The 17,432-nt window shown below is 60.1% G+C and carries 5 protein-coding genes; 1 reads left to right on the forward strand and 4 read right to left on the reverse strand.

Translation table 11 applies throughout. The features are described from left to right. The first annotated feature begins 322 nt into the window (after positions 1–322). On the forward strand, positions 323–1,654 hold the full coding sequence (locus FHK92_RS14765; protein ID WP_181288703.1) for a DUF58 domain-containing protein: 1,332 nt from the start codon (positions 323–325) through the stop codon (positions 1,652–1,654). A gap of 48 nt (positions 1,655–1,702) precedes the next feature. On the opposite strand, the gene FHK92_RS14770 is transcribed toward FHK92_RS14765, so the two are convergent. The 4 genes from FHK92_RS14770 to FHK92_RS27625 form a co-directional block, all read right to left on the reverse strand. After that, on the reverse strand, positions 1,703–6,016 hold the full coding sequence (locus FHK92_RS14770) for a hypothetical protein (RefSeq protein ID WP_181288704.1): 4,314 nt from the start codon (positions 6,014–6,016) through the stop codon (positions 1,703–1,705). Continuing rightward, entirely contained in the window at positions 6,009–10,109 is a 4,101-nt protein-coding gene (locus FHK92_RS14775) for a Tc toxin subunit A-related protein (RefSeq protein WP_181288705.1), read from the reverse strand. Before FHK92_RS14775 ends, FHK92_RS14770 begins: the two co-directional genes overlap by 8 nt. Before the next feature lie 6 nt (positions 10,110–10,115). Next, positions 10,116–13,745 (reverse strand): Tc toxin subunit A, encoded by a 3,630-nt coding sequence (locus FHK92_RS14780; protein WP_181288706.1) that lies wholly within the window; start codon positions 13,743–13,745, stop codon positions 10,116–10,118. 142 nt (positions 13,746–13,887) lie between these two features. Then, the gene (locus tag FHK92_RS27625) at positions 13,888–17,076 is read right to left on the reverse strand and encodes a hypothetical protein (protein WP_219916055.1); all 3,189 of its coding nucleotides are present in this window, start codon (positions 17,074–17,076) and stop codon (positions 13,888–13,890) included. Between the last annotated feature and the right edge of the window lie 356 nt (positions 17,077–17,432).

Below are 17,432 nucleotides of genomic sequence, written 5' to 3' on the forward strand. Positions count from 1 at the left end.
CCGCCATTCTGCTGACCGTCGGCACTGTCCTGGGTGCCTTGCGAGCGCTGGGCATCGCCGGGGCTGGACATCGAGGGGCTTTCGGTGGATCAGGTGCTGGGGCAGTTGCTCGATCAAGTCTCGGCGCCGCGATTGTGAATGCCGTGCCCTTGCACATGCTGGCCGGGGCAACGCATTCCCTTGTGGCGAGGGAGCTTGCTCCCGCTGGGCTGCGCAGCAGACCTCAGATTCTATCTGGCACACCGCAAAGGGAGGCTGCGCCTCCAGCGGGAGCAAGCTCCCTCGCCACAATGGGTTGTCACCCTAGCATTGAGTTACAGCCATGAAGCCTTCGCACCTGCTCTTGATCTGGCCCGCCATTCTGCTGACCGTCGGCACCGTCCTGGGCGCCTTGCGAGCGTTGGGCATCGCCGTGCCCACAACTTTGCTGTCGATCCACTGGGGCTTGCTGTTGGCGTTACTCGCCTTGGCGATACTCGACGCGGTGCGCGTCCGTCGCCTGCCCTCGCCTCGAATCCTGCGGCAACTGCCCGGCAGCCTGGCACTAGGCCGCTGGAGCGACGTGCGCCTGGACATCAGCCACGACCTGGCCCAGCCATTGAAAATCCAGCTCTTCGACCACGTGCCCGATGGCCTGGACTTCGAACACCTCCCTCTTTCAGCGGAACTACAACCCGGCCAGCTCACCCAGCTCGGCTACCGCGTCCGCCCTCTGAAGCGCGGTCACTTCAGCTTCGAACAATGCGAAATCAACCTGCCGAGCCCAATGGGCCTGTGGACCGAAAAGCGCCTGCTCGCCGCCGTCGACAACACCCGCGTCTACCCGGACTTCGCCCGTCTCTACGACGGTCAACTGCTGGCCGTGGACAACTGGCTCAGCCAATTGGGCATTCGCCAGCGACAACGACGGGGCCAGGGCCAGGAATTCCATCAATTGCGCGAATTCCGCGAAGGCGACAGCCTGCGCCAGATCGACTGGAAAGCCACCGCTCGCCACCGCGCGCCGATCGCTCGGGAATATGAAGACGAGCGCGACCAGCAGATCATTTTCATGCTCGACTGCGGCCGGCGCATGCGCAGCCAGGACGATGAGTTGTCGCATTTCGATCACGCCCTCAACGCCTGCCTGCTGCTCAGCTACACCGCCCTGCGCCAGGGTGACGCCGTGGGCCTGAGCACTTTCGCCAGCGAACAACCGCGTTTCCTCGCCCCGGTCAAAGGCACCGGCCAACTCAACGTGTTGCTCAACACCGTGTACGACCTGGACAGCAGCCAACAGCCCGCGGACTACCAGGCCGCCGTCACCCAACTGCTGGCCCGGCAGAAACGCAGGGCCTTGGTGGTGCTGGTGACCAACCTGCGGGATGAGGACGACGACGATCTGCTGGTTGCGATCAAACGCCTGGGCCGCCAACACAAGGTGCTGGTCGCGAGCCTGCGGGAGGAAGCACTGGACCGGCTGCGCCAAGGGTCGGTGCAAGATTTGCCCGAGGCGCTGGCGTATTGCGGGACGGTGGAGTATTTGAATGCGCGGGCCGAGCTGTATCGGCGGTTGGATAGCCATGGGGTCCCGACGTTGGATTCGCGCCCCAGTGAGTTGGGAGCGGCGTTGGTGACGCAATATCTGGCCTGGAAAAAGGCGGGGGATGGATGAGCAACCAAGGCCTTTCCGGCGTTGGTTGCTCGATGGAGCCAAGCGGTCTCAGACGATGGTCATGTTGTACCAGTTAACAATCGACAGGTACTTGGGCCCGTAGCCCTGTTCAGATGTGGAGTACACGCCGTTAGCGTTGGTGTTCACGATGGGCGCGCCGTTGATGCGAACGATCACGTAAGGTGCCGGTTGATTCAGGTACACAGACGTGGCGCGAATATATCTTACGAAATATGTCTCCCATTCTGGCCAACCCTGATGCTCCGTAGCCCAACGCTCAGCCGTCACCAAGTTATGGCCCAACGACATAACCAACCGCTCACTGACCTCCCCCGTCTCCACCACCTCCATGCTCAAGGAAAACTCGACATTGCGACTAGTACCGCTGAAATCGAGCTCCCAAGTGACCCCTTCGTCAGTCAGCAGTTGCGCTTCCTCTAACGGAGGCCTGATCTCCGCACCGATCTCTTCGGCAGCATCCCCGTCCCAGATCAACCGGATATGCATGCCCGAGAGCCTGCTGGACAATGTCGGGCTCACCCGGATCGTGTGCGTCGCCCCATGGCAAGGATAGGCGGCGCCCCCGAACACAACCGGCATACCATCGAATACAACGTCCATGTCGGGCGCGGGCAGCAACCCGAACTCCAGGTGTTTCACCTCCCACCCGGCAGAACCGCCTTTGACGACCGCCTCCAAACCCCCCCGCCAAATTCCCGTCAAACTGAACGTCACCCGTGCAACCCCATCGGCATCGGTCTTCGTCGCGTCGAGCGTGATGCCCGGGTAATCCCACTGAACCTCAACGCCCTGCAACGGCTTGCTATCGATGGCTGACACCACCGTGGCCAGCGCTGAAACTTCTTCTCCGAAGTGGCCGTAGGTTTTCTCGCTGGTCAGCGACTTGATCTCCCGCGGCTCGTTCACGGAAAACGTCCGCGTAATCGATCTGGCGGTGTCCCCGCTGCCCACCGTCGCGGTCAGTTGGGCCGCGCCGGGGGTCGTTGGCACGAAGCGTATGCGAGCCACCCCGTAATAGTTGGTCACCGTGGCCACCGTTCCCAGGTCTGCGCTGTGCCAGTTGACGGCGACACCGGCCACGGGCCTGCGGTTGACGGAAGAGATTATGGTGATGTGTTCGACCAGTTCCTGCTTCCAGTCCAGCGTTTGATCCGCGCGCGTATCCCAGCCGAATTCCAACACCTGGTTGCCCTCGCCCACTGACAGGGCATTGGCTGGCGAAAGGCGGGCGAGGCGCTGCGACGCCAGGCACAAGGCAAAACTCCCATCCTTCAGGTTGCCCACGTTGAACGCGTAGCGCAGGCTTCCTTCCTCGAACTGACGCGCCACACCCAGCGCCCCGGATGTAAAGGTAATCCCCAGCTCCGTCGGACCGGTTCCGGTCATGCCCAGGGTCAGGTGTCCATCAAGCAAGGGGCTATTTGCGGGAGCCGTCAGCACAAGTTCGTGTTTGCCGTCGCGTCGCGGGAAATAAGTCTTCTCGCCCCAGCGGCATGACTCGGCACCATCGAAGCTGACGGTCAAGTCCTCCCATGGATCGCTGGTCAATGCCGTTACCTCGAACGTGCGTTGCTCCTGGTAACCGTCGTAGGCGCTGATGACCGAGGCCATTACCGTCTGCTCGCCCGCGCTTGACGCTTGCACGTCAAAACCGGCCCAGCCTTCGGCATCGGTGTGCGCCGCGCGCGAGTCATTCGCAGCCCAAGTCACCGGGACTTCGGCGACGCCCTGCCCGGTGAAGTGCGAAAACACCTGAACCCACACCCACGCCGGATCCTCTCCCACCACCGGGTCCACTGCTGAGTCGCGCCACGCCTGGATCCGGACTTTGTTATGGCCCAGCTGCATCGGCTTGGCGGTCGCTTGGAAGTCCAACAGAGACAGTTCCCAGGCCAAGTTGAATTCGCCCGGTACCTCGCTGCCGGTAAAGTCCAGCGTCCAGCTCGCGCCGCCGTCGCTGATGGGCTGGCCGTTCGCCAAAGCCGGCTCGACCGTCGCCCCCAGCTCTGCCGCGGAGGCACCAGACCAAGTCAACTTCGAGGTCAACCCCACCAATGGGCTCAACGCGTTGGGCATGACCGTGAAACGGTGTTGCGCGCCCAGGCACGGATAAAGCGGTTGGCCATCCAGCGCGGCGTCTATCTGATCAAACCGCAGGCTGACTTCCTCCAACAAATTCATTGCCACCAACCGCCCGGACAGTTCCCGAACCGTTTCCTCGCCAGCAAGACGCAGCTCCAGATCGAAAAGGCTGCTGGTACTGGTTTCAGCCTGCGAAGAAATTCTCCACTCCACGCAGGCTGCGATCAGCGGCTTGGCGGTTCCAAGGTCAGCGAGCACCAAGCCGATATCCGGGTCGGAACCCCGCCAATGCAAACTGATATCTCTGCCGATCCAGGAACTGCCAGCCACCGGCACGACTTTCAGCACATGGGTCTGGCCACGTCGGCAAAGCACACCCAGCAAACCAGGCTCGACGACTTCCCCATCGAGCAGAATGTTGACGTTCCCCTTCCAAGGGCTGCTTGCAATCGCCGTCACATTGAACGCGTGCGTAACGGGTGCGGCCTCCACGGGGGACTTGATGCTCGCGGTGACGACCTTGTCCCCCGCGCTGATGGGCGTGTACAGGAAGCTCGCCCAACCACCATTTCCCGTTACCGTGGCGCTGGTCTCTTCCGGCGTGCTCCACTCCACCTGTGCATTGACAACAGGCTCACCGTCACCTTGGCTGGTGACATGCACCACTTGCACGCGCAACAACACACTTTCGTCGTCGTCCACCAACGGGAATTTATTGGCCTCGCGTACTTCGCCCACCTTGACCAGATTTCGGGCCAGCGACATGGACTTTTTCGGTGAGTGTGAAAGCAGCTTCGAGCACACCAACTCCAGGGAGAACAGGCCATCAAGCTTATCTTCACTGGTCAAAGTCCAGGTCAGTCCTGCATCGTCAACCCGGACCGCAAGGTCCAACGCCGGGTTGACCCCAACGCCCAGTTGCTCATGGGAGTCGCCGCTCCAACGCAACGACAGGTCGGTGCCGATCAAGGCCTCGGGCAACCGCAGCTCCAGCGCATAATCCGAGCCCCGGTTGGGATAACCGGTTTTCTCCGCCCAAGGCGCTTCCTCTCGCTCTACGACCACGCGTACATCGTTCCACGGATCCGTTTCAAGGACCCGAACCGGGAAGGTTTGCGCCACGACACCCGTACCGTAATAGAGGCTTTCGACCGATGCCTCGATCTCCAACCCACCGGCCTGGGTCGGCTGATATTCGAAATAGGCCCAGCCCTGGTCGTCCGTGACAGAAACCGTTTTGACCTGGCCGGGCGTGACGTTCCAGTTCACTGTCTGCCCAGTCAGAGCCTGCTCGGTGTAAGGCGAACCGACCCGAACCCCCAGGCAGACACTTTGTCCATACTCGAGGACTGGGAAATAGGTCGCTTCGCGCACCTCGAGGAAGGCCAACCGGTGATGCCCGAGCGATACCTCCACCGGATGAGCCTCGGCCGTGTACTGGTTGATCAGTTTCATGCAAAACCGATAAGGGTATTGATTACCGATCTGCGGGCATTCGATTAACCACGGCGACGCCATGTCGTGGTCCATCCCCCAACCCGGCGTCGCGATAATCGCCTCCTGCGGATTGTCGTCGCTGGTGAGCGCGGCCAGAGTCCCCTCCCATGCATTCCCCGACGCCGGAACGAACTCAAGCCGATGCTCCGCCCCCAGGCATAAAGGCAAACGCTCCGTTACCGACAAGGATTGATCGTCGAGCTTGATCGTCTGCAGTACCAAGGGCTCCAACAGCACCTGGAGTTTGATACGCGTGATGTACAGCAACGAATAATCATCATCGGGTGCGTTCGGCGCGCTGATTACGCTGAGTTTGAGTGTGTCCTGGTCGTCAAACGAAAGCTCGTCATCCAGTTGACAGTGGTACACGATCGGCTCGAAAACCAAGGGCTCAGCGCCCTGCTGCTGCGCCAGGCGCTGGGCTTTGCCAGTGGGTTCCAAAGCAATTTCAAAACGGTTATCGGGTTTCCCGTCGACCTCCACCACCAAGCGACCCGCCGAGTCCTGTCGCGACTCGCACAGAAAACTCAGCACGTACCGGGCTGAGTCGCCCGGCGCTTTTGGCACCCGAAATGTCTGAAAGACAGACGCCCCGCCACCGGCGACCAGGTACGGAATTTGCTCCCCCTGATAGTTATCCGACCCGGTACTTAACCACCTCGAATTGCCGTCTTTGGTCCAGTTGATAAAGCCGCGCTGGAAATCGCCATTGAGCACAAGGCTCTCATTGGCCCGGACAGCAAGCCTGCTCTGCTTATTCATCACGGCTTGCCTCTTCAGCGGTTATCAAGCGCACTTTGTCTTGCGCGGTCTCTTCTTTTTCGGTCACCAGATCCATGACGGTACGCACGAACGTCGGCTCGCCGGCCTTGGCGGTGTAGCGGATGCGCACGATGATGTCCGTCAACGCGGCCAACATGGTGCGTTGAGGCGCCTTGTCCGGCCAAGGAAAATTCAACACCCAGCGTGAAACCGCCCCGGTGTTCTCGAACGGGTTGAGCAACCCTTCGTCAGGTTTCATGGCCACCATGCCGTTGTCGGCGATGCCCACCGACAACGCGATCTGCTGACCGCTGCGCAGGTTGATCTGCACATCGGAAGGCGCCACGCCGGAAGTGGGTGTATGCAGGTATTCCACCGAGGGGACCGACGCCTGGGTGGCGGTCATACTGCTGACTTGCAGCAAGGTGGCCCGTACGTTTTCGTAAGGCCCCGTCACCACAGGCAGGTCGACCTCCACAGAGCTGATTTGCCGGCAGTAATGCCCGGGATGATCGCGGTCGAGCAGCAACTGGGTCAGTTGGAATTCCAGGGTTCCCCTTTGTTTCAGCTGTCCCAGGGCCGCTTCCCAGCTACCGATACCGGGCTGCGGTTCGACTGTATCGCCGAACAATTGCCGCAGGGAAACCGTCTTGACCAATTCCAGTCGCCGTTCGTGGCGTTGCAGGTAGTCCCGCTCCATGCGCAGCAAATACCCGCGCAGGTGCTCGCCCGCTGTCAAACCGTGACGGTTGTCCAACCAGACTTGAGGCAAAGGCACCTGCGTATCGTAGTCGCCGGTTTCAGCATTCAGCGAAGCCTGGGCGCTGAGGCACAAACTGACCACAGCGTCGTAAGCCTGGTAGTGCAACGCCTTGAGTTGGCCTAACAACCAGCCGAACAGCTCGGCATTGCTCGCACGTTTCTTCATGAAGTTGTAAACCATCAAGGCCTGGTTGTTAGCCATGAGGGTTTGCGCAAGCGCCGTTTGCGCAGCTTGCACGGCATGACTTTGCGCAGTGATTTGCGCATCGATGGCGCGCACTTCGGCCAGCGCCTGGTTGCGTTGCAGTTGCCATTCTTCGCGGCGACGACGATAACCTTCGGTGGTTGCCTCTTTCTCCGCCTCCATTTGATGCACCGAAGCGGTGATACCGAGCCCGAAACTCACCGCGTCGAGGATCGCGTCCAGGCGATGCCCACCGTTGGCCAGACCAAAGACATTGGGGAACGCGGCGATGGCGGCCGCTGCCGGCTTGATGCTCGACGACGCCAATGCAAACTGTTTGGAGAGCTGGATTCTATCCATGACCTGATACTCACCCGGCGACACGTTTTCCTCATACAGTCGTCCATAGGCCTCGGCCCGCTCCTGGGCCACCGAGCGGCTTTGCTGCAACGCGTCCTGGTTCGCTTGCAACTGGTCGATGCTCTGTTGCTGCATGGTCCGGGCATAGGCCCCCAGCTCCACGAGGTGGGTTTGCTGCGTTTCCTCCTGCTCGGCCCGGTCTCGTTGGTCGAGCAACCGCAACACTTGGTTGCCGTAATCCTGCAACGTCTGCACCGCCCGCAATGCCGCGTCGAAAGACACGCGCCAGCGAAACGCACCGACCACCAGCCGACCACCCATGGGGCGCACGGCGCCGCTGCCACTGGCCAGATCACGCAACAGCTGATTCGGATCCGTGGCTGGGCTGAACAGCGGTACGTCCAACGGCCTGCCATCCAGGGTCAGGTTGTTACGCAAGTTGCCCAGGCGCTGGCCGGGCAACCGGTACAACTCCAGCAGTGCACCGTCGATCGGTTCTTTGAACGGCTCGTTTGCCAGCAAGCCCATCCACGGCGCAGCTTCGGCGGCGGCGGGAAAATCCTCCAGTCCGATCTCCTGTCCGCTTTCGAAAGCTTCGAGGTCAGGGCGCGAAGCGCCATTGTTCAAGAGATTCCGCACCGTGTCGGTTTCCCACCGGTTCACCGTGCGTATCACCGGTTCCGGCCCCATCAGGAACTCGGCCTGGACATAGCACAACTTGGCCGCCACCAAACTGTCACGGGTAAGCTGACGGTAATGCCAGTCTCCCCAGGCCATCAGGTTCCTGACGTATTCGGTAAACACCCGTATCCTGAAATGCCGGGGGGCCGAGTAGCCAATGGCGTCGGGGTCGCTTGGATCCTGGGCTTCACGCCCCACGTCGCCTGCTTCCACCAAGGGCCGGCAGCGCCAGTACAAGGGCTTGGCGTCTGGATTGAGCTTGGAGACGTCGGCGGGCGCTTGCGGGTCGAACAGGTAGTGCAGCCAGTTTTGTGCTTCCACAAAGCGGTCTTCGGTACTCAGCCGCACGGCCACCAGGTGGGGCAAGTGAAAAAACAATTCCCAGAAAAACAGACCATTCGCGCCGTTGAACGCGCCGTTCGGCTCATCGATCGTGCCGGACTCGGGGCCCGGCTCCGCTAGAAACTGCGTCTGCCAATCGAGCACCGCATCGACCGAAATATTGGCGCGTTGCACCAGCTCGGGGCCGAACAGCGAGTTCAGGCGAGCATATTTCAACGCCAGTCCCGTCTGCTCCAACGATAAGAATTGCGCAGCGTTCCGGGTGTTTTTAAGCAGGCTCGCAGGAGTGAAGCCACTTATGTCGCTGACGGATATTTCAAATTTTCTTCTGCCCAGTCCGTTTGTATCCTTTGGATCACCGAACGAAAAATCCTGCCCATTCCAGGTGCCCGCGCGCCGGCTGAGTATCATCCAGGGGGTACTCCAACCGCCCTCACGGGAATAGGTACCGGTGATGGGATCAGGGTCGCCGATTGGTTGATCAATAATCTTGAGCGTCAATTCGACGTCAGGACCAGACGAGTCCGTTGGCCGGCAGTACCCCTGAATATAAAGCTTGTCGTTACCGTTGACGCGAAGCGCCACGGCCCGCAGCTCCAGGAACTCTGTCAACTCGCCTATTTGGACATCGCTGACGACCATCGTCGGCTGGTTCGGCAAGGCGTGTTGGACCACGTCGACCGTCTTGAAGCGATCGGTAGCCACGAACTCCATCCAGCTCCCGTCATCCCCCTCCACGGGACGGAACAACACATCACGAACCGCGAATACTCTAAGCACCTTTTCCAAACCTACGTCCTTGAACAACCCCACCCCCAGCCTGCCCTTGGGGTGGGCGCTGTCGATCAACAAGGTAGCGACCAGCCGCGCCCCTTGGGAAAGGTCTTCTTTCCTCCAAGAGGAATGCAGGCTCAGCGGTGCCGACCATCGACCGTTCTGGCCCATGAACGCCACGTTGATGTCCAGCCGGTGCGGCGTGCTTTTCTCGATGTCCTCCCCCGTCACCTGGTGATGCCACTCGGCCCATACCAGGCACAACCGACCGTTCCAGAACACCGGACGGATATCCATGACCGCCCCGTCGGCAGGAATATCCACCGGCTGCCACTCACTCCATGCCGCAGGGTTGATAGCGGTGCTCTCGGGAGAGAGCTCCACTTCGGCCTTGCGCCAGAAATATTGAAACGGCGGCACCCGCTGACGACCTACGAAGTAATAGTCGGCATGGCTGGGGGACGCTCCGTCCATGTAGCTACTGATGACGTCCAGGTTGCAGGTTTGCTCGAACGATTGCAGATAATCTTGCAGGGCCGACTGAACCGAGTCGCTGTTCAAGCGGGTCTGGTTCAGGTTGTTTTCCAAGGTCTTGAACAGGCTGGTCTTGCGCCGACGCACAAAGGGGTTGATGAAGTTTTCCGGGTAAAGGGCAATGAGTTGCACCGCCGCCCAATCCGAATAATTGCTGTAGAGCTCCCAAGTGGCCAGATCCTGCGCTCTGAACTCCACCTGCGCATAACCAGGCTCCAGCTTGCGGTAGGCCGCATGAATGAACTGCTGCGCGCAACTCGTCGCTTCGGCGACCCAGCTGCTCTGGACCGGTTGATTGTCCAGCGGGTCCATGCGCAACAATTCGAACAGGTCGTTCGGGGTTCTCAGGAAGGGGTACACCGGCGCTCCGGTGCTGTCTTTAAGCTGTCCCAGGCAGTATTCGACCAGGGCGTTTCGGCGCTTCTCTTGCAGACTGCCCAATGTATTCATTGCCATGATCGTCTACTCCTGCGGGAGGAAATTAATAGGTTCGAAGTTCGCCTTTACACCGGATTCAACACTGATCTTGAAGTTACCGCCGGTAGGGCTCGTGACGAACACGCGGGTCTGGCCGTCCTGGTTGGTGCGGGTGACTGCGGGCCGAAAAACCAGCTGATCCAACTCCTTTACGTCCTCCTGGAATGTCCACTGCACCGGATGGTTTTTGACCAGGTTGCCGCTCCTGTCCTTCAAAGTGGCATAGAGTTCCACCTCTTGGCCGAAGGGCACGCCCTGCAAAGGCACACGCGACATCAGAAATGGCGAGAACACCAGCTGACTCAAGTCGGCAACGATATTGATGGTCGGGCCCGGCACCGGCTCGAACAGGTCCACCCAGAACAAGGGCGTATCCGTACCCATGACCGACCCCGGCGTGTAGACGAGACTGACCACACCGTGGATATCCGTATCACGGGGCGGGATGCTTCCTAGAACCGCGGTCCCTCGGACCTGAACGCCGCTCAACGGATCGCCTTCGCGGTTTTTCAGGGTAACGGTGAAAATGATGCTTTCGCCTGTCTTGTTTGCCACTACCTCTTCTTTATCCGCGACATAGGTAAGGGTGAAGAGCCGCCCCGGATCCTCGGCAACATAGCCCCGGGGCGCACGGGTTTCGGACAGGCTCAGCAACGCACGAGCAGCAGCCTCTTGGTACTTCGCCTTGGCGGGTGGAACGGTAACGGACGGCGCGAGCTCGCCAATCAGGAAAATGGTCAAGGCGTCCATGCCCGTGCGCATCGCCAGCACGCGCACGCGGATCAGCAGATCCAGTTGGCTCAGGTTTTTCAGAACTTTCAGGTTGGGGTCGATACGGCTGAGGCACTCGCCGACATCCTGGACGCTCCAGCCAAAAAACGCCGCGAGCCTGATCGTCGCCGCTTGCTCGGCCAGCTCCCGCGCATCCTTACCCGGCAAGTCAGGAAGTTGGTTGACCTCGCGCAGATAACCGAGCAATTCGCTCGCCGGTTGTTCGCCCAGTTCAAAGGCGTGGGTGAGCGTGGTCAGGTAATAAAGCGTACGAAGGGTAAACGCGCGCGGGTCATTCTCCCCCAGCCAGGCTTTATGGCCGTACGCCAGATAGTCTTGCAACAGCTCGACACTCAGCCCCAGCGTCGACACCACCGCACCGCGGCGGCGTATATCCGCCAACAGTGTGAGTAACGGCCCCGGCTCGTCGCCACGACCGCGCGAAGCGTCGTCCAGATCCGCCCGCGCACGTTCGAGCACCAGCCCCAGCAACTGGTAAACCGTGGCACCGGCCCAAGCCAGGACGTTAAGTGCCTGCCCGACGTTGTCACCCATATACACTGCCAGGCATTCCTTCAACACCGATGCCTGGCCATCCCGGGCCTGTAGCAACACCGCGATCATGCGCTCGACAATGGCCGGGCGCTCAGATTCGTAGGCAGCACCCAAGCCGTCCATCACAGCCTGGTCCAGCTCTTGCCGCGCAGTCGCCAGGTACTCGGCCTCGGTTACCGTAGAGGCGATGACCAGTCCCTCGGGGTCCACCAGTTTCGTCAGCAGCTCCAGCCAGTTGCCGCCCGTCGGTGCCGGCACACCGGCTGTCAGCAACACTTGGTGGGTTAACAGGGCGCCCGGTAGCAAGTTCAGAACCGCGTCGAACAACTGGCGTTCGGCGTCCGTGACCGCCGAAGCTTGTAGTGGCGCGATTTGCTGCAGCATCCAGAGCACCGAGAAATTGCGATCGGCGCACCATTGCACGCAGGTGTCCATGCTATGGATGATGCTGAGCACATCCGACAGGCTCGAATCTATCTTCGGAACGCCCGCCAAGCCCCCGAGCAAGTCCTCGCCATCCAACAGCGTGAGCATCAGGACGCCCTCGGCCGGTGTCATCCCCAGCAACCGTGGCAACCGTACCATGCGGTAAAAACTGGACAGGATGTCGTTGCTGCGCGACAGCTTGCCCTTGTCGAGGCCATGGGCCTTGGCAATTGCCTCGGCCAGGTACTGATAGGTTTTGAGGTCAATCCGCAATGCGCCGCACAGCTGGATGACAGTCAGGTCGACCTCCCCGGGTTCGGGCACTATCGAAAACGGTGCGCCGTCAAGGATAAATGGATCGCCATAGTCGCCCTGGCCATTGAATATCTGGTCAAACTGCGAGGGGGTCTCGCCACGGCCATAAACTGACAACTCGTCGATAAACACAGCAAAATCGGGCGCCGTGCACCCGTAGCGCTCGCGCAGTGATTGGAACAATCCCAGCCCCCGCAAGGTAGCATCGGTGATCCGCCAGTCAGTTACAGCAGACGCGCCGCGCGCCTCGGCCTTGATGGCCGCCACCAGCAATGCGTCCACCTCTTCGCTGGGCAAATCCAGCCACTGGTCCAGGCGTAATTTGCGGTTAATGCGGTCAAAGCGCTCCAATCCCTGGGCGGTGTCAGGGTCCGGCGTCAACTTGTAAGTGCCCGACGTATCGCCAGGGATGATGCTAATGGCCGGTGCTGTACCGGCGTTCAGGTAAACCGCCCCCGAACGCTCACTTTCAGGCGCAACAGGCGCCCCTGACGGGAAGACCACATTGGCGGAGCGCACGGGTACGAAGCCACGCAACGCCAACAACGACTCCAACGCCGGCGTGGCAAGCTTGGTGCGCTGGCCAAAGAAGGGCACTTGGTTGAGATCCTTGAATTCCAGCCCGGTGGTACCGAAATTTCGGTCATAAAACTGGACATGAGACAGCTCGTCAGCCTTCCCGCCGCCAGTTCCCCCATACTCGGCCGGCGCTTCGGTGAGGAGTTCACGCTGATGCGCCCCTAACCGCGACGCGTGGGTCAGGGCATGGCCCAATTCCGGTGTGCGCCGCTCCTGCCAAAAGTAAGGAAAAGCAGGGTCAATGGCACGCACGAAACTGCCCACTGAAAGGCCGTTGTCACGGGCAATCTCATCCAGCGTGGTCCAATCCTGGAAATACGGAAGCCCGCTGGGATAACGTGCCTCGAACATGGCCTCTTCGAGGCTGCTGGTAGCGGGCCTTTGCGACTCGTGCCCTTTGATGAATGTCTCCAACACCTTGACGATGATGTCCACCGCAGACACCGATCGGTGGACCGCGTTGTAATCAACGCTCAAATCCATCAGGTCTCGGCGCCTGTCGCGCAACCGGAGTCGGCCCATTTCGCTGCTTGATTCCGGCTCGATGCGATCCTGGATCCACCGCAGCAATTCGATCAGATAGGCCACGGGCGACGCGAGGGATTCCAGCGCCTGCGGCGGGCAGAACCCATCGAACTCGGGCTTGAACAGCGCCTCGAAACTGGGCCCCTCCACCAGCGACAGCAAACCGCTGCCGGCCCCCTTGGGCGTTTGCTTGTCATGCTGTAGGCGCTGCTCGATGAACTGGCGCCGCACGTAAATGGCCATGCTGTTGGCCCGCCTCAAGAACCTTTGAGCGTCATCGGCGCTGAGGTCGTATTGCTTCATCAACCCCCGCGCGCCCATTTCAACCAAGGGGAAAATCGAGCCTCCTTGCTCCAGGTAAGTCTTGAAAACGGTGTATTCGCTGGGCACGTCTTTACCTAAGACTTGACGCAACAGCTCGACAGCCGGACGGGGGTTGGCCATGGTCAATTCCTCGCGTTGGAATATCCTGATTGACGCGGCAAAGCGCTAGGCCGCGGGTACGTTGTAGTGGTAGTAGGCGCCCTGGCGCGGGCACCGGCTACTGTCAGATCTGACAGTAGCGACTACCGCTGATCGGCTACCGTCAGGGTTGCGCCGGCGGCAGCGTCTCGAAACGCGGCCCCTGAACCCAATCGGACACGGTTTCGCCGTTCCCGCTGTCAATCAGCGTCTGCTGGAAGCGGCACCAGTTAGCGCCCACGGGCAGCGATTGCGTCGCCCCGCCCTGCCAACCGTCGGCACCGACCGCAAGGCCCTGAGCCCAGACCTGCTCGGGGTTGAACCAACTGACGACGTTCCCGGTACCCGGCCTGCCCTGGCCTTCGAACACAACCCGGTTAGCGACCCAACGGCCCGCCGCCGGTGCCTCAAACGAAGGCGCATATGTGCCAAGCACCACGTTGCGCGGCGCCGAATCGGCGGAATCGAAACCCTCGCTCGACGCCACCGCCAGCACGCGATGAGGGCCACCGGGCTGATCAATTTCGAGCGTGACCGACCAGGTGCGATCCTCCAACACAGTGGCGCCGCCCAACACCGTGCGCGCCGCATCGTCCAGTCGCACCGCCACGGTGTCTCCCGGTACACCAAACCCCGACACCACCGTCCGCCGACCGATGTGCTCATCGGTGGCGGGCGTTTCAATGAAAGGCGCGGCGGGCACCACGGAGTAAGTCAGCGAGGGGCTGTCACGGGACGTTTGATCCTCGAAGCTTTGCCGGGCCCAGATCGTGGTTTCGCCGACCGGCAAGGTCACTTCGGCTTCCCAATGGCCCGTGTCGTCAACGCCTATATCCCCTACCAATACTTGGTCTTGCAGCCACACCTGAACACGCCCGCCGGGCCTGCCCTTGCCGGATAGCCGCGAAGTGCGCGGCAGGTTACCCCCCGGCTGGGGCACCTCGAATACCGGCGGCAGCAACACCACCTCGAAACGCCGCACGTCGCTGCGCTCCGAGACCCGTCCGTTGAAGGTCTGTTGTGCGTCGATGGAGTATTGACGGAACTCAAGACCGGCAAGGTCGAGTGACCATTCCCCGTCGGCATCAAGCTGTTTTGGCGAACCCAAATCCCTGCCGTATTGAGCATCGCGCAATTGCATCGAGGCACCGTTCAAGCCTCCCGATCCCCTGATGGTGGGCTCGTGGCCGACTTCGGCCCCGGCATCAGGTTCGCTGATGTTCGGCTTGGGAATAAACGTGAGGACCGTGAACGTTCTGGAGACCTGCGGCGAGGTTTGTTCGGCGGCGGTTTGGGTGGCGATCACAGTCACCGCTTCGTCAACGGGGAACGGCGTTTGGCGCTGGAATGTCCAGTTGCCGTCACTGTTCCCGTCGGGCACCGCATGTTCAGTGTCAGGCGCATCGCTGAACGTCAGTGTCACCGATGCACCTGGCCAGCAGGTCCCTCGGAATACCGGCTGGGATTCGCTGTCACCCGGGTCTTCGAGGGTGGGCGCAAGCGGGGGGATGGTGACCGAATAGTGGACCCAATCCTGCGAGTTCACATCATTCAAGGATTGGCGAATATGTACTTCTCGATTAAGCGTGGGGCCCCATACCTGCGAGGCCCTGCTGGACCATTCCTCTGCGATCACGCTCGCCGTAGGAGCGGCATCGGTGGAACCGCCGGGATTGGCAAGTCGCACCGTGGCATTGGTGTAACCAGTTCCTGAAAACGTTGGCTGATAGTCCATCGTGTGGCTGATGCCCGTGGGCTGTGGAGGCCGCCGCACAAAGGCATGCTCAAGCGGATCCGATGCGATCCAGCCACTGGCACCGTCGCCCACTTTTTGGGTGGTTCTGAGGGTGTAACTACCGGGTGGGAAATCCGTCGGGTTCGTCGCCCAGTTGCCTGTACCGGAGACCGTCGCCGGAGACGGTGCCAATGCCCCCGTAGGCCCCGTTAGGATCACGACATCAACCGTGGCGCCGGGATGGCCGCCACCAGAGAATATCGCCCGGACCTGGTTTTCGTTTGGATAGGTTACGCTGGGGGCGTTCAGTTTGGGGGGACGAATACGAAAGCCACGAGCGGCGCTATAAACCGAAACAGCTCCGCTAATGGTTTGCCTCGCGACAAGCGATACCGGCCCGGGTGGAACTGTCACGGTGACGTTCCAATTAGCTGCCGTATTCGGCTGACCAGTACCGACGAGACTGTTGTCCGATTCGAGATGGATATTTACCGTTGCACCGTTTACACCGTTGGTGCCGGAGACAGTAAATTGCGTATTCTGATAACTGTTGACGCCCGGAGCAGTAATGGAAAGCGTGCGGGGAATAACCGTCACCGTGACAGAGCTAGCGAGCGATAATACGTTGCCCATTTTTTGTCGCGCGTACAGTGTATTCTGGCCCCAGTTCAAATCCAACGCGGTAGACCATTGATTATCTTCCACGTCGACGCTGCCTAGCAGCTCACCGTTAAGGCGAAGAATTCGTACCTGTGCCCCGTTGTCACCGGTGCCTGAAAAGTTCGGCCTCAACTCGTTTACTGTCGAATTATGAGTGGGACTTGTAATCACCGGCGGGGCGAGCACAACGATGACATTGACGTCCGGTGCCCAGTCTGAGTATTTGCCATAAATCTTCTGCCGATAGGTGAAACTTAAATATCCCTGAAGGATTGCTGAATCAACAGTCGTGCTCCACTGGCTATTTCGGACTTGGACTGTAGGAGCAATCTGGTTGCCCGAATTCGATCTGAAAACCTCAACCGTCGCGTCAGTCAGACCCGTGCCACTAATGGTAAATAGCGGACTCACGCGATCGCCACTGACGGGAGAAGAAATAACTGGGCGCGGGACCGTGATTCGGATGGTTTCACTGCCCCTCAGACGAGGATCACCGTCCGCCTGAACATCGTAGTCATAATGAAAATCTATGACTGCGTTATCAGCGTTTCCCTCCACTTCATAATCATTGCTTACAAGCGTATGCCAATTTCCGTCTTGATTAGCGTTAGTGGTTAAAGTTTGCCAACCACTATCTGTTGCAGACCCGACATGAAAATAAACATCCCCCCTGCTTCGGTTATTTGGATAGGTCCGATATCGCTTTGTTTTCGCGGTAAATCTGCGGCCATCCAACGCCCACCAATACTCTACTTCCAGTTCTGCCCAATATATCCTGTTACTGATCGTAGCCTTCACAATAACCGTTTTCACGGCCAGGGCATCCTGAACAGGCTCAATGGACACGCCACTGCCCGCATCGTCCGAACTCGCAGAATCACCGTCGAACGTATCTGTTTTCCCATCATCAGTAGTCATTTCAAATCCCCAGGTGTCATTTCAGCCGAGCCGTCGAGGCGAAGTCGTCTCAGTGAATACCGCCCGTCCCTGCCGAAACACCTGTCAAACCTGACAGTAGCGACCAACGGCCACCGTTCCCGCAGCCAATTGCCCAACTGACTACACAACCTTGCGCAACGGACTACAGATCCGCCAGAATCCGCCGGCTTGTGCGTCTTGGCCTTGCCCCGTAACGTGATCCGCGTCGCTGACAACTCAGCGATCGGGTTTAGTCGCTCGGGGTATGTCATCAGGTGCAATGCGCTTCCATCAGTCAGGCTTCTTACCCTGCACTCGATGGTGGCTGTGCGCAGGGCGCTTCGGCGCGCCGGTTT

Origin of the sequence: Pseudomonas brassicacearum subsp. neoaurantiaca (genome assembly GCF_013608025.1) — a bacterium.
Classification (GTDB): Bacteria; Pseudomonadota; Gammaproteobacteria; order Pseudomonadales; family Pseudomonadaceae; genus Aquipseudomonas.